This is a genomic window from Nostoc sp. 'Peltigera membranacea cyanobiont' 232, assembly GCF_002245985.1.
Lineage (GTDB): Bacteria > Cyanobacteriota > Cyanobacteriia > Cyanobacteriales > Nostocaceae > Nostoc.
Genome location: NZ_NOLK01000007.1, coordinates 59,428 through 73,931, shown reverse-complemented (window position 1 = coordinate 73,931; position 14,504 = coordinate 59,428). Strand labels below are relative to the sequence as shown.

Below are 14,504 nucleotides of genomic sequence, written 5' to 3'. Positions count from 1 at the left end.
TTTTGAATTTTGAATTCGGAGCGAAGCAATGTGACTGCCCATCTGCCCCAATCTCAAATAACATCTAATTCAGATTTGTACGAGCAAGATTTTTACCTGTGGATTCAAAGCACAGCAGAACTGCTCAAGCAAGGTCGGCTCACAGAACTGGATTTAGAGAATTTGATTGATGAAATTGAAACAATGGGTAGGAGTGAAAAGAAAGCACTCAGAAGCAATTTGGAAGTGGTGCTAATGCATCTATTGAAGTATAAATATCAAGCTGAGAAGCGCTCAGGTAGTTGGCGAGCCACAATTCGGGAGCATCGTAAACGCCTCAGAGAAGCTCTAGAAGAAAGTCCTAGCCTCAAACCCTATTTCTATGAGGTTTTTGGGCTGTGTTATGACAATGTGAGACTCTTGGCTGCCGATGAAACTGAATTACATCTACCTACCTTCCCCGAACAATCTCCCTTCACGCCAGAGCAAGCCCTCGACCCCGATTTTTTACCTGAGCCATGAGCGCATTATGATGATGTAAAACTCTTTTGCTTCCTACCTCATGACTCAACAAACTTCTGCAAAAGCGATCGTTATTTTCGATATTGATGGTGTTGTGCGCGATGTTGGCGGTTCCTATCGCCGGGCGATCGCAGATACTGTAGAATATTTTACTACCCAAGTATATCGCCCAACCCCACTAGATATTGACCAGTTGAAGTCTGAAGGGGTGTGGAATAACGATTGGGAAGCATCGCAAGAATTAATTTACCGCTACTTTGAAACCCAAGAACAGACCCGCGAGCAACTGCAACTAGATTACAATGCGATCGTTGCTTTTTTCCAATCGCGTTACCGCGGCCCAGACCCAAATAATTTTACTGGGTATATCTGTAATGAACCCTTATTATTACAACCTAGCTATTTAGAGCAACTTACCCAAGCTGACATTGCTTGGGGCTTTTTTAGCGGTGCAACTCGTGCTTCTGCTAACTATGTATTGGAAAAACGCCTCGGTTTGGAATCTCCGGTGTTGATTGCGATGGAAGATGCGCCAGGGAAACCTGACCCTACTGGACTTTTTGCGACAGTTCGTGAATTAGAAAATGGAATTGAGGAAAGATTAGCGATCGTGTATGTGGGAGATACGGTAGCAGATATGTATACCGTGGAGAAAGCGCGGGGTCTTGATTCTTCTCGCTCTTGGATTGGTGTAGGGGTTTTACCGCCCCATGTGCAGGAAACAGCATCGCGTAGTGATGCTTATGGTGAGACACTAATAGCAGCTGGAGCAGCAGTAGTTTTGCGTAATGTGCAGGAATTGACCCCAAGGCAGATTCAAGAATTGATAAGTTCATCTGCCCAGACTGTGTTCTAAGATTAATCAAGCTAGGGGTGCATGAATGACTTGCTGATAACAATCTTGCTTTAATCATTGGGAGATTAATAAAAATGTCTGCATTTAAACTGCCTAACGGCCCTCAAACTCACCCTTGGATACAGACGTATCAGTGGTTAACTAATCCCTTAGAATACATGGAAGCCTGTGCTAAACGCTATGGTGATATCTTCACTCTTCGGATTGGCCCTGTTTTTACTCCTCAAGTGTTTTTTAGTAATCCCCAGGCGATTCAGCAGATTTTTACGACAGATCCAAAACAGTTGGACTCTGGTGAACAGGCAGGGATAAAATCGCCCTTATTGGGAAAGCAATCACTACTAGCTCTAGAAGGTAAGCCTCACCAGCGCCAACGAAAGTTGTTGACACCCCCTTTTCATGGAGAAAGAATGCTGGCTTATGGTCAGTTAACTCGCGAGATTACAGAGCAAGTGATTAGCCAATGGCAAGTTGGGGAATCCTTTTCAGTTCTGCCATCTATGCAAGAAATCTCCTTAGAGGTGATTTTGAAAGCTGTATTTGGTCTAGCAGATGGGCCACGTTATGAAAAACTCAAGGAAGTGCTACTGGAAATCCTGAATCCACAGCAACCTTTTGTTACGGCAATGATGCTTGTTTTCCCATCACTGCAACGAGATTTAGGTTCTTGGAGTCCTTGGGGTATATTCCTGCGTTTACGACAGCAAATTGATGAACTCATATATGCTGAGATTCGCGATCGCAAAGAGCAACCTGACCCATCTCGGACTGATATCCTATCTTTGATGATGGCAGCTCGCGATGAAGAGGGGCAGGCAATGAGTGATGTAGAGTTACGCGATGAGTTAATTACTCTCTTAGCGGCGGGTCACGAAACTACTGCAACAACCTTAGCATGGGCTTTGTACTGGATTCACCATTTGCCAGAGGTGCGTGCAAAACTACTCCAAGAACTAGATAACCTGGGCGAAAACCCCGATCCAAATGCTATTTTGCGTTTACCTTATTTGAGTGCTGTTTGTTCAGAAACCCTGCGCCTGTATCCAGTGGTAACGTTGGCATTAAATCGCTTGGTAAAATCCCCTCTAGAAATCATGGGCTATGAGTTAAATCCTGGTACTTTAGTGATTCCTTGCATTTACCTGACCCATCATCGAGAAGATTTATATCCCCAGTCGAAGCAATTTAAGCCAGAGCGTTTTCTGGAACGGCAGTTTTCCACTTCTGAGTATTTGCCTTTTGGTGGCGGGAACCGTCGCTGTATTGGCATGGCATTTGCTCTATTTGAGATGAAGGTGGTTTTGGCAACAGTGCTGTCTTGCTGGCAGATGGAACTGGCTGATAGCAAACCAGTGCAGCCAGTACGTAAGGGTTTCTTATTTAGCCCAGGAGGTGGTGTGCAGATGGTGGTGACTGGGAAACACCAGCAAAATCAGGCAGTCCGAGAGACTAGTTTTGTTTAGAAAGTTTGAAAATGCGATCGCCAAGGAGGCATTTACCATGAAAGACGTTGCAAATCTAGTAGATGAAATTATTGCAGGAAAAGGTTATGTCCTGATTCCTGAAGTGTTAAATCCGACACAAGCACAAGAAGCGCGATCGCTTGTTCTCCAACTAGCCGAGAAAGAGAAACTGCAAGGAAAAGTTTTGCTTGACGAACAAAGAGAACGAGTATACGGCTTAGTGTATAAGGGCGAAATTTTCGAGTTGATGGTACAGCACCCAATGGCGATCGCAGTCATTGAAGCCATTTTGGGCAAAGATATGACTCTGGGTGGTTTCTCCGCTCATATCCTCAACCCTGGTGCAACAAAGATGGGGGTACACGTAGACTATCCTTATTGGACTATGAAGCCACCATTTCCAGCTTATCCTGTGATGGAGAGTAAACCAGCTTTGGATATCTTTTAAAGACACTTTATTAAAAGCTTCTTCAATTGCTTTCGCTAAAGAAGGATAATTTTTGGTACCAATAAAACGTAGTATGCTCTTGATTTTTTACCCCTCTTTTTTCGCTATAATTTATTCCTCAACCACGTATAGCATATAAGTTGAAATTGTTGAGTGTAGAAGGTATTAAACTATTTTTTTCAACTTTAATATTAAATCCATTACTTTTAAGAAGTACTTGGATTTTATCTATTCTACCTTCGATATCATGGACTTCAGCGACTATTTGTTTAATTTTACTCCAATCATTCGGGTTTATACCCTTCAATACTTCATATTCCTCACCTTCTACATCTATTTTTAACAAATCTATAGACTTAATATCTAATTCATTAATTACAGATGATAAAGTTCTGATTTCACCTCTAACTTCTTCGCTTTTAAACAAGTAATCCACCATATCTTTATTCAATACTGTATTCATCACCTCACGCTGCTGTAATTTTTCTAAAGGTTTCGTTGTTGAGTTTCCGGTCATATTTGGATAAAAAGTAAATAATTTTACAGAGTTATTTTCTGAACTCAAACCATAATTTAAAAGTGTTATATTTGAAAGAGAATGCAAAATCGTATTAGCTTGCAATACATCAAATATTGGCTTTATTGGTTCAAAAGCAAATATTTTTACCTGCTTCTGGAATTGGCTGACAAACAGAGCAAACAATCCAATATTTGCCCCTACGTCAAAAATGCAGTCTCCTTCATTAAGTGTGATGCCATATCTAAAATATTGCTGTTCAGTAAATATTTCCGAGAATATATATTCTGTTTCCTCTTTGCCAAGATAGTAGCATTCTAAATTATTTGGTAAAACCATTTTTTCCATGTTCATTTAGGAATCTCTCCTTTTAGTTTTTTATGGTCTGTTTCTATGCAAAGAATCATTTTATCTTTAATGTATACTTGCAATTGAAATGAAAATTTTGCATACGCTAATTAATTAGCCTTAAAAATCGTTTTAGGGATTTTCTAAGCTAAAACAGGCTTTCCTGTAGCAACAACCTGTTCCACAATATCAATGGCTCGACTTACACCCCCTGCTTTCTGAATCGCCTCTTGTAACCTGACTGCATTCTGTTTATAAGAATCTTCCGTCAACACCTTTTGGATAGCAGTTCGCAGCTTTGGAACATTCACACGACTCAGGGGTATAGCCTCACCAGCACCAGCCCAAGCTACACGCGCTGCTATTCCTGGTTGGTCGTTAGCAACGGGAATAGCAACCATTGGTACCCCATTATTCAGTGATTCCAAAGTAGTATTCATCCCCGCGTGGGTAATGGTGAGAGTTGCTTTTTGCAGCAATTCCAATTGGGGTGCATAACCAACAACTAGCGGATTTCCCGGCAAACTTCCCAGAGATTCTGGAGTCGCAGAACCACCTAACGAAATCACTAGTTGGGCATCCAAATCATTACAAGCTTCAGCAATAGATTTGAAAACTCCCAATAAGCGATTTTGGACAGTCCCCATTGAAGCGTAAATTAAGGGTTGTTCAGTTAACTTTTCATAAGGAAAATCAGGAACTTCCCGACCCGTTGGACTATGATAAGGGCCTGTGAAATGGAAGCACTGGGGCAAATTTTCCCTTGGGAATTCCAATTGGGCAGGCTGTTGACTAATTTGAGCTAGTAGAGAATAATTTTCATTGGCAGTGAACTGTGGGGGTAACTTCCACTCTCGGCGATAGTCAGCTATTACCTCTCTAATTGGTTTGCCGATGCGATCCAACAACTTATAACCCACCCTGTTACGCAGTTGTGCCAACCAAGCTCGGTTATAGCTCCAGTTTGTGATAAACGGGGGAACACTCTCTTCTCGATTAAGTACTACAGCACTGCAAATGGTAATAAAGGGAAGTCCTAAAAATTCTGCAACGCTTCCTCCCTCCGGCATAACTTGGTCAACTAAAAGTGCGTCCACACCCGCTTCTTTAATTGCTGGTGGCGCATCCCTGAGCATAACATCTGCCCCTTCTTTGAGCAGATTGACGGTATATTTCAATGCAGCAAGTCCACTCAACTTCCCCAACTTAGCCAAGGATTCTGACATTACCCCAGAAGGAAACTGAGATTCGCCAATCGCCCTAAATTCTAATCCTGCGGCTAGTGTCTTTGGTTGAGCATCGGAAAAGGCGAATAGGGTAACTTGATGACCCCGATTTTGCAGTTCTTTTCCCAAAGGAAGCATAGTGTTGAGATGACCAGTTGATGCTGGACAAATCAGTCCATAATGAGTCATAGTTACTGCTTCTGGTTGATTACAATGATGTATACCAGAAAAGAGGTAGATAGGCAAAGAAAAGAAATTTTTATTGAGTTGAAAGTGCCTATTGGAGTTTCAAGAACTTATCTAAAGCTGTCACCATGCTGGGCGGCCAACGGCGGATATTTTTTACCCAATCAATATCCTTATAGCGGCTATCAAGTCCATAAGCTGCCACCCAGTTGCTTTCAGCTTCACCTTGTTCTCCATTTACCCAATATGCAGCTGTGAGGGCGGCACGCACATCAGCAAATTTGGAGTATTTACGGGCGATATTTCGCATCTCGCGGATTGCTTGTTCTTTTTGACCTGTTTCATAAAGAGCGAGGGCGTAGTTAGCACGGGCGAAGGCAAAATTTGGGGCTATCTCATTAGATTTTTTGTAGTCTACGATCGCATCTTCCCATTTTCCTAAACCTGTTTTGGCATTACCCCGATTGTTGTAAGCCATCGCATCATTAGGATCTAGTTCTAGAACATGATTATAATCTGCGATCGCATCATCCCATTTTCCTAACCCTTCCAACGCCGCTCCCCGATTCAAATATGGATCGGTGACATTCGGTGCTAGTTCTATAGCTTTGTTATAATCTGCCAGCGCTTCTTGTAACTTATTCTGACTTACCCGCGAATTTCCCCGGTTACTCCACGCCCCTGCATTAGTGGCAAATTGCTCAATAATCTTTGTCCAGTAAGTTTCAGCCGTCGCAAAATTACCTTGATTCGTCGCTATAAACGCCTGGTTTGCCCACTCATCACCTTGTTTTAATTGTTCTTCTGTAATCTTGTTGGACGTTTGAGATTGTGCCATAACTGGTGTACCCCAGCCAAACACGAGTAATAGACTGAGAAAAATACCAATCAACTTAATCATTTTGGTTTACCTGTGTCTTGAAGGTGGGGAATGAGGAATGGGGAATGGGGACTGGGGAACAGAGGGGAAAGAGGTAATTCTTAATTTCCCCCCTTGGCCCCAAGTGCCCCTCTGCCTTTTGTGCCCAATGCCCAATTTCTCATAATTACAATAATGACAACTGTTCATTAGGCGGCGTGAATCCTAAATGCTTATATGCTGCCTTTGTCGCCATCCTCCCACGATGAGTCCGAGTTAAATAACCAATCTGCATAAGGTAAGGTTCATACACTTCTTCAATTGTTTGAGTATCTTCACCTGTCGCTGCTGCCATTGTTTCCAACCCCACTGGCCCGCCATTAAACTGTTCAATTATCACACTCAACATCTGGCGATCTGTCCAATCCAAACCGCAAGGATCTACTTGGAATAGTTGCAGAGCTTCAGATGCAATGATTTCGTTAATTTCACCCGATACCTTAACTTCCGCATAATCACGGACTCGCTTAAGTAGCCTATTAGCAATCCGTGGCGTTCCGCGCGAACGACGAGCAATTTCTGTAGCACCATCTTCTGTAACAGGGGTTTTGAGTAATTGAGCGGTTCGCAGTACAATTTTAGTCAGTTCGTCAACTTCGTAAAATCGGAGTTTTTGAATTAAACCGAAGCGATCGCGCAGTGGTGAAGTTAAAGCACCAACACGGGTTGTAGCTCCCACTAAGGTAAACTTTGACAGAGGCAAACTTCTAATCCTAGCGCTAGAACCCTTACCAATAGTAATATCTAAGCGATAATCTTCCATAGCCGGGTAAAGAATTTCCTCTGTCATCCTTGAGAGGCGATGAATTTCATCCACAAATAAGATATCCCCTGGTTTCATGTTCACCAGTAGCCCGACAATATCCCGTGGACGTTCTAGGGCTGGCGCACTAGTAATTTTGTAATTTACTCCCATTTCCGATGCTAAAATCATTGCCATTGTGGTTTTGCCCAATCCTGGCGGCCCGTACAGCAGCAAGTGATCCAAAACCTCACCACGAGACTTAGCTGCTTTGATGGCAATATCTAGCACATCCTTTAAATCTTTTTGTCCAATATAATCGGCAAATCGGTGCGGTCGAATCCCTTCTTCCTGCTGTTCTTGCTCATCAATAGCAGCTTCAGGCTTCAAAATATTTTCTGTGGATGGTGTTTTCGCCGACTCCCGACGCTGCTTTGGTTCTCCGTTGGGTTCTGGAGGCTGTTTTTTCGAGGAGATTATCGCCATAATTTAGCTATCTACTTTTAAGGGGACTAGAAAGTGGGGAGTGGGAGAGGCAAGGGGAAAGAATAACCAATGCCCCATTCCCGTGAAAATTTTCGTTTGGAAATACCCGCGCCAATTTAAAATTTAAATTCCGGTCAATTACCCAGAAATACAAAAGTTATTATGTTATCTAAAAGAATCTTACCGTGCTTAGATGTGAAGGCGGGACGGGTTGTAAAAGGAGTTAACTTTGTTAATCTCCAAGATGCGGGCGATCCGGTAGAACTGGCCAAGGTTTACAACGAAGCCGGTGCAGATGAGTTAGTATTTCTGGATATTACAGCTACTCATGAAGACCGAGCTACTATTTTAGATGTCGTCTACCGAACTGCCGAACAGGTCTTTATTCCATTGACTGTGGGTGGTGGTATTCAATCCTTAGAAAATGTTAAAGCTTTGTTACGAGCAGGCGCAGATAAGGTTAGTATTAATTCTGCGGCGGTGCGCGATCCAGACTTGATTAATCGGGCGAGCTATCGCTTTGGTAATCAGTGCATAGTTGTTGCTATTGATGCCAGACGCAGAAATAACCCGGAAAATCCAGGGTGGGATGTGTATGTGCGGGGTGGAAGGGAAAATACAGGCTTAGATGCCCTATTGTGGGCACAGGAAGTTGAAAAACGCGGGGCTGGAGAACTGCTAGTGACAAGCATGGATGCCGATGGAACCCAAGCTGGGTATGACATCGAAATCACACGGGCAATAGCCGATGCTGTAGCAATTCCAGTTATTGCTTCTGGTGGCGCAGGTAATTGCGAACATATCTACACTGCCCTAACTGAAGGCAAAGCTGAAGCCGCACTACTAGCATCCCTATTACATTACGGTCAGCTAAGTGTAGCAGAAATCAAAAATTATTTGCGCGATCGCAACGTGCCAGTCAGAACATTATCTTAAGCCACGAATTACTAGTTAATGACATCCATCTGAGGTTAGACACACTTCCTAAAAAGGGTGTTAATATTATTTTACAAGTATTAACAAATATTAAAAAATATGTTGCTTCCTATTTTACTTTTTGATGTAGCCCTAGTAGCGTGGTCGCTGCACTTAATGGAAAAAGCCTACGAGAGTAAAGAATTTTCTCTAATGTTGGCTGGTACATTAGTTGCTCTGGCTGCTGCTGCTATGTTAGTAGTTTACTTTTTGATGGGGCACTGTATGACCTATTTGTTGCAAGTGTCGTTGTGAGGGTTGAGTGGTAGAGGAGATATTTAAAATTTAGTTTCCACAAAAAGCTTGACAAAGTAATAATAACTAAGCCATTATGTATAATGGATTTTAAGGGGTTATAGCGCAGTTGGTAGCGCACCTCAATGGCATTGAGGGGGTCAGCGGTTCGAATCCGCTTAGCTCCATCCTTAAACTTTAAGTCTCGTTATAGCTGTTTATAATTGGAAGCATGACTTTGCCGTTGCGGCAGAGTTATGCTTCCAATTTTTTAGAGTTGACAAAAACGCGGACTAAATTTTTATAGTCACCTCGGTTTTGCAAATAAATAGTCACCTCGGTTTTGCAAATAAATTTATCTTTGGCTAATACTTCCTCTCTTTTGGCTCAAACATAGTAATCGCCACCGGTCGATATTGAATATCAATTCCTGCTGGTGAATAGTAAGCCATTGTGTGTTTGAGAAAGTTAGCATCATCTCGCTGGGAATAATCTTCGCGGAAGTGTGCGCCACGACTTTCCTGACGATTTAGGGCTGATGCTAGAATTGTCTGTCCCACGATCATCAAACTTCGCAATTCTAAGGCTTCCACAAGTTCTGTATTCCAGCAAGTTCCCTTATCATCTAAATAAATTTCAGGGTATTGCTGTTGTATTTCTGCTAATTTGTGTAAGCCTTCACTCATTAATGCCTCAGTGCGGAAAACACCGCAGTACTCAGTCATACAATCTTGGAAAGCCTGACGGACTTGGTTAATCCGATACTGTCCTGGTTGTTCTAGCAAAGCTTGGATTTCTTGCTGGGCTTGCGTTACATAGTGTTGCTCATCTACAGAGGGTAACTTCCGTTTTTGGACAAATTTGGCGATCGCAGCCCCAGTTCTCTTGCCATAAACGACACATTCCAGTAGAGAATTACTCCCAAGGCGATTGGCACCATGTACGGAAACACAAGATGTTTCGCCAGCTGCAAAGAAAGCATCCACAAAACCATCACCACTGCTGCGGACTTGCCCATCAGTATTAACTGGGATACCACCCATACAATAGTGAATTGTCGGACGCACTGGCATAGGTTGAGTTACCGCATCAACACCCACCAAACGATGTGCTTCTTCCCAACAAAAGGGAACGCGACTCATAATTTTTTCTTTACCCAAATGGCGGAGATCCAAATAGATAAAGGGGCCGCCAGCACTACCGTCGAGATGAATACCACGACCAGCGCGAATTTCATAAGCGATCGCTCGTGAGGTAATATCACGAGGAGCTAATTCCATGCGACTAGGCGCATAGTTTGCCATAAAGCGATCGCCTTCACTATTAATCAGATACGCCCCTTCACCCCGAACCGCTTCCGAAATCAGCACCCCTACCGGATATAAACCAGTGGGGTGAAATTGGACAAATTCCATATCTTCGAGGGGTAAACCTGCGATCGCAGTCATTGCCAAACCATCACCCGAAGAAGCGTAATCATTAGAGGTGGTATTATAAACGCGACCATAGCCCCCAGTGGCAAACATCACTGCTTTGGCCCGCACCACCTCTATATGTCCATCCAAAAGATGGAACATCACCACACCCTTCGCCTCATTTTCTTCCAAAATGAGACGCATCACGTACCATTCTTCATAAACTTGCACCCCATAACGCCGCAAATTGTTAACCAATTCGTGCAAAATCGCGTGACCGGTCTTATCAGCAGCGTAGCAAGTACGGTTGTGGGAATGTCCGCCAAAAGCTCGTTGGGCAATACGCCCATCAGGTAAACGAGAGAACAAAACGCCTAGATGTTCCAGATCGATTACTACATCTGGCGCTTCTTGGGTGAGAATTGCTACAGCATCTTGGTCTGCCAAGTAATCAGAACCCTTGACAGTATCAAAAGCATGTGCTTCCCAACTATCTTGTGAATCAACATTTTTCAGTGACGCAGCCATACCACCTTGAGCCGCTACCGAGTGAGAGCGAATTGGGTGGGTTTTAGCAACCACAGCAATATTTAAACTGGGGTCAGTGCGGGCAATTTCCACAGCAGCGCGACATCCCGCCAATCCACCCCCGACAATAATTACATCGTGTTCCAGCATAATTAGCCGTTCTATCTATATACTTGGATAAAATTAAACGTTGTTAGACGTGCTGTTCTATTGTATAGACGTGATTAATCAGGCAGTGCATTGTGGCGTTTCTACAAAAAAAATTCCCTGCCTATAGACAGGGATATTATTACAAATTTTGAAATTAGGAGTTAAAAGTTAAAACTCAAAAGTTAGGTCTTCACTCCTAACTCCTATAGAGACCCGATTAATCGCATCTCTAACTCTTTAAGTTGCTTCTACAGGTTGTTGCTGAGACACATTACCTGGCATGGGTTCCATTTTGGTTCCCGGCCCTACAGGAGTGACTTCAATATGATTTAACAAGGTAGTGACAAACGCAAACAACAAGAAAGGTAGCGATAGCAAAACGACCAGACCCGCCGTTGCTAAAGCGTATACGGGTCGCTTGGCACCCATCAGCGCCAAGGCAGATGCCAAACTTAGGGTAATTGTAATTAACCAAACAATTATTTGACCGTATATATCACCAAAAGTCAGAGTACAGACAAACCGATACTTTTGAATATTATTTCCGCTCATCACATTTGCCTCCAGTCTCTCCTAATAGGTTCTACGTTAGAACCATGTTTGCTTTGTAGACAAATTCTAAATATTATTGCAAGCTTCGTAATATAACTTCGCAATCAGCTTTTTTTGTTACAAGGCGCAATTCCTAGTGCAGCATGGCGTGAATAGACCAGCCAGACCCCACAGGAAGCTTTTATAGTCATAGCTACTTAGAATTCTTACTAAAGCCAAAGCCTAATTTTGTAGCGTGTGTTACGCCGTAGGCTAACCCACCATCGGAGATTTTTGGTGCGTTAAAACTATAGATAAATCCAGCAAAATCAGGATGTGAAATCCGATTTTTTGGTGTTAAATTTTGAATGTTGCCCGAGTTTGTTGACTTAAATCAACAAAAACCTTTATTTTTCGTGGCAATTTTGTTTTAGGAGTGAATGTGAATACTATTTTTCTTCGTAAAGGTGTTTTTTGGTTGCCAGGTATAGCTGCTCTCACAGTCCTGGGTAGCGGCTTATCTGCAAGTGCCCAGACGGTAGACAAGGCGAGCAGTCAGGCATTAACCGACCCTTCCGCAAGCGTAGCGTCTCCCAATGAGTTTAGTACAGAACTAGACACTGTAAGCCAAAAGCTTTCTACAGAAACAACTGAAACATTTACAGCAACAAATTTAGCTGAGGTACAGCAGCCCTCAAACGCTGCAAATGCCAGTGCAACGTCTACGCCTGTTCCAGGCACAGTAGCAACCTCATCTGCGACCCTAACCTCTGAGTTTGTACAACCGACTTCTCAAACTACTTCTGAACCATCTGCGACCAAAGTGGCGCAATCGGATATTGATTTAGGTAGAACAAACCGTGGTGGTAGTAGCTATGTTGGGGTTGCTGCTAACATCGGTCTAAATGGTGGTGACACGTCTTTGGGTGATGGTAACTTTGCAGTAGTAAGTAAAATCGGGCTGACAAATTCTATATCGGTGCGCCCTTCAGCCATATTTGGGGACAGCACCACAATTTTACTGCCGATCACCTACGATTTTACCTTCAAGTCAGCAGATGCTTTTAGCGAACCGTTAGCGATCGCACCTTACGTTGGAGTCGGTGCAGCTTACAAAACTGGCGATGATTCGCAATTTGCCTTTTTGGCATCTGCTGGCATTGATGTGCCTCTAACTCCTCAATTCACAGCAACAGCCTCTGTAAATGCAGGATTTTTCGATCAAACTGATATCGGCTTGTTGTTAGGAGTTGGTTACAACTTCACTGGGTTATAAAAGTTAGGAGTTAAGAGTTAGTAATATTTCATTCATAACTCTTAACTCCTAATTCCTAACTTTCTACTTAGGGGTAACTTTGTCAATTACCTTAATTTTGCCGTCGTCTCCTACTGTCCAAACGTCGTATACACCAACAACATCGCCGTTAGCATCAACATCTACGTTGCCACTGGCTCCTTGATAGTTAATCTTCTTACCATCTTTAAGTAACTTCAGCCCCTCGCAGACATCGGTAACTTCTGTACCAGGCCCATCTGCGACTTCACGGATTTTACCGGCTATACCAACACCTGTATTCTCTTTGGCAGCTTGTGCTGCCAATGTCAATAACGCAGCCGCATCCCAAGCTTGAGGAGCGTATTCTCCTGGTTCACCACCCTTTTTATCCTTCCACAATTTGTTGAAAGCTTCTAGTGCTTTGCCATCGGAACCGGGTACTGTACCGATCGCTCCGGTTAAAATATATTTACCATCACTGCCTTTGCCAACTTGTTCTGGAAAAGTCGGTGATTTTACTCCATCTGTAAGCAGAATCTGCACTCCCTTAGATACACCTTGCTGATAGGCAGCTTTCAAGAATAGACTGCCAGTTTCAGCGTAAAGTACAGCCAGGACTGCATCTGGCTTACCAGCAAAGGCAGCAGATGCTTCTGTATCAAATGTCTGCGCTTTCGGGTCGTAGCGGACAGGCTTATCTTTATTAACGATGGTTCCACCCAATTTTTCAAAAGTTTGCACAAATGCTTTCTCAAAGCCAACGCCATAGTCGTTATTAATCACGACTGTAGAAACTCGCTTGAAGCCTTTTTTTCTGGCAAGTTGGGCTAATGCTAGTGCTTGATAGGTATCAGGGGGAGCGGTACGCGCCCAAAAGCCTTTAAAGTCGCCTTTTTGTGCCTTCTCAGTAAATACAGGACTTGTACTACCCGGGGAAACCAGCATAACTTTATTCGGCGTGGCAATGGAGACTGCTGCGCTAGAAACGCTACTGGCAAAGGAGCCAACTACACCTGCTACTTTATCTAAAGTTGCTAGTTTGGTCATACCCGCAGCACCGGCTTTGGGGTCGGTTTGGTCGTCTACTTGCACCAAGTTAACTGGTTCGCCATTCACTCCACCGCAAGCGTTGACCGTATCGACGAGTAAAGGGACAGAACCTAGCATCTGCTGTCCAACAGAAGCCAAGTCGCCTGTTGTGGGTAGCAGGGAACCAATTTTTAGCCCTTTAGCAGTGTTTGTCGTAGTTGAGTTTGCTGCTGGGGTAGCGGTACTTCCGTTGGTAGCTGTCCCATTGGGGGTACTGGTATCACCACAAGCCCCAACTAAAAATCCAGTTGCGATGGTAGCTATACCGAAGGTTAAGGCGGCACTAATTTTTCTCATAAATAACTTTCACTCCTCAAATATTTAGGAGCCTAAAATTAAGATTCAAACTAAATTTCTAAGTTAGTTGGATCTTACCAGGACTCCAAAGGATAAATCATATCATCCATCTTTGGGAGTAAAAGTGTTTACGCCTATATTATTTTTTACTTTTGGACACAGAAAATATTCAGTGTCTTAAAAGCTGGAAAACGGAGAGGGAGGGATTCGAACCCTCGGTACGGAGTTGCCTGCCGTACAACAGATTAGCAATCTGCCGCTTTCGACCACTCAGCCACCTCTCCTTGACTCACGAATATCAATGTTACCAGACTCGT

Annotated in this window: 14 protein-coding genes and 2 tRNA genes; 8 read left to right on the top strand and 8 right to left on the bottom strand. The window is 43.3% G+C overall.

What is annotated here, in order from left to right:
• The first annotated feature begins 30 nt into the window (after window positions 1-30).
• From CDG79_RS04155 to CDG79_RS04140, 4 genes are all read left to right on the top strand, one after another.
• On the top strand, window positions 31-501 hold the full coding sequence (locus CDG79_RS04155; protein ID WP_094340984.1) for a DUF29 domain-containing protein: 471 nt from the start codon (window positions 31-33) through the stop codon (window positions 499-501).
• 40 nt (window positions 502-541) lie between these two features.
• Window positions 542-1,357 carry a TIGR01548 family HAD-type hydrolase gene (locus CDG79_RS04150; protein WP_094340981.1) on the top strand — a complete coding sequence of 272 codons (816 nt, stop codon included), beginning with the start codon at window positions 542-544 and terminating at the stop codon, window positions 1,355-1,357.
• 74 nt (window positions 1,358-1,431) lie between these two features.
• Window positions 1,432-2,820: a cytochrome P450 gene (locus CDG79_RS04145; RefSeq protein WP_094340979.1), complete on the top strand. Its 1,389-nt coding sequence runs from the start codon at window positions 1,432-1,434 to the stop codon at window positions 2,818-2,820.
• Window positions 2,813-3,268 (top strand): hypothetical protein, encoded by a 456-nt coding sequence (locus tag CDG79_RS04140; protein WP_094340976.1) that lies wholly within the window; start codon window positions 2,813-2,815, stop codon window positions 3,266-3,268. Before CDG79_RS04145 ends, CDG79_RS04140 begins: the two co-directional genes overlap by 8 nt.
• A gap of 118 nt (window positions 3,269-3,386) precedes the next feature.
• On the opposite strand, the gene CDG79_RS04135 is transcribed toward CDG79_RS04140, so the two are convergent.
• From CDG79_RS04135 to ruvB, 4 genes are all read right to left on the bottom strand, one after another.
• Window positions 3,387-4,139 carry an FkbM family methyltransferase gene (locus tag CDG79_RS04135; protein WP_094340973.1) on the bottom strand — a complete coding sequence of 251 codons (753 nt, stop codon included), beginning with the start codon at window positions 4,137-4,139 and terminating at the stop codon, window positions 3,387-3,389.
• A gap of 137 nt (window positions 4,140-4,276) precedes the next feature.
• The gene (locus CDG79_RS04130; protein ID WP_094340971.1) at window positions 4,277-5,548 is read right to left on the bottom strand and encodes a glycosyltransferase; all 1,272 of its coding nucleotides are present in this window, start codon (window positions 5,546-5,548) and stop codon (window positions 4,277-4,279) included.
• An 88-nt stretch (window positions 5,549-5,636) separates the two neighbouring features.
• Window positions 5,637-6,446: a tetratricopeptide repeat protein gene (locus CDG79_RS04125; RefSeq protein WP_094340968.1), complete on the bottom strand. Its 810-nt coding sequence runs from the start codon at window positions 6,444-6,446 to the stop codon at window positions 5,637-5,639.
• 145 nt (window positions 6,447-6,591) lie between these two features.
• Window positions 6,592-7,692 (bottom strand): Holliday junction branch migration DNA helicase RuvB, encoded by a 1,101-nt coding sequence (gene ruvB, locus CDG79_RS04120; protein WP_094340966.1) that lies wholly within the window; start codon window positions 7,690-7,692, stop codon window positions 6,592-6,594.
• A 162-nt stretch (window positions 7,693-7,854) separates the two neighbouring features.
• Between ruvB and hisF the strand changes: the two genes are divergently transcribed.
• The 3 genes from hisF to CDG79_RS04105 all read left to right on the top strand — a co-directional run bounded on the left by hisF (window position 7,855) and on the right by CDG79_RS04105 (window position 9,089).
• A complete protein-coding gene (gene hisF / locus CDG79_RS04115) occupies window positions 7,855-8,628 on the top strand; it encodes an imidazole glycerol phosphate synthase subunit HisF (RefSeq protein ID WP_094340963.1) in 774 nt (257 codons plus the stop codon).
• Window positions 8,629-8,727: 99 nt separating this feature from the next.
• The gene (locus tag CDG79_RS04110) at window positions 8,728-8,922 is read left to right on the top strand and encodes a hypothetical protein (RefSeq protein ID WP_012410736.1); all 195 of its coding nucleotides are present in this window, start codon (window positions 8,728-8,730) and stop codon (window positions 8,920-8,922) included.
• 94 nt (window positions 8,923-9,016) lie between these two features.
• Window positions 9,017-9,089, top strand: a tRNA-Ala gene (locus CDG79_RS04105).
• 177 nt (window positions 9,090-9,266) lie between these two features.
• Here CDG79_RS04105 and CDG79_RS04100 read toward each other — a convergent pair.
• Window positions 9,267-10,994, bottom strand: coding sequence for a succinate dehydrogenase/fumarate reductase flavoprotein subunit (locus CDG79_RS04100; protein ID WP_094340961.1), 1,728 nt, complete (start codon window positions 10,992-10,994; stop codon window positions 9,267-9,269).
• Window positions 10,995-11,231: 237 nt separating this feature from the next.
• Window positions 11,232-11,546 carry a hypothetical protein gene (locus tag CDG79_RS04095; protein ID WP_094332214.1) on the bottom strand — a complete coding sequence of 105 codons (315 nt, stop codon included), beginning with the start codon at window positions 11,544-11,546 and terminating at the stop codon, window positions 11,232-11,234.
• A gap of 421 nt (window positions 11,547-11,967) precedes the next feature.
• Here CDG79_RS04095 and CDG79_RS04090 point away from each other — a divergent pair, with 421 nt between their 5' ends.
• Entirely contained in the window at window positions 11,968-12,801 is an 834-nt protein-coding gene (locus CDG79_RS04090; RefSeq protein WP_094340957.1) for a hypothetical protein, read from the top strand.
• 63 nt (window positions 12,802-12,864) lie between these two features.
• Here the strand turns inward: CDG79_RS04090 and CDG79_RS04085 are convergent, their stop codons facing one another.
• Together CDG79_RS04085 and CDG79_RS04080 are read right to left on the bottom strand one after the other, a co-directional pair.
• On the bottom strand, window positions 12,865-14,187 hold the full coding sequence (locus CDG79_RS04085) for an ABC transporter substrate-binding protein (protein ID WP_094340950.1): 1,323 nt from the start codon (window positions 14,185-14,187) through the stop codon (window positions 12,865-12,867).
• A 192-nt stretch (window positions 14,188-14,379) separates the two neighbouring features.
• Window positions 14,380-14,471: transfer RNA gene (locus CDG79_RS04080), tRNA-Ser, on the bottom strand.
• Window positions 14,472-14,504: the final 33 nt, after the last annotated feature.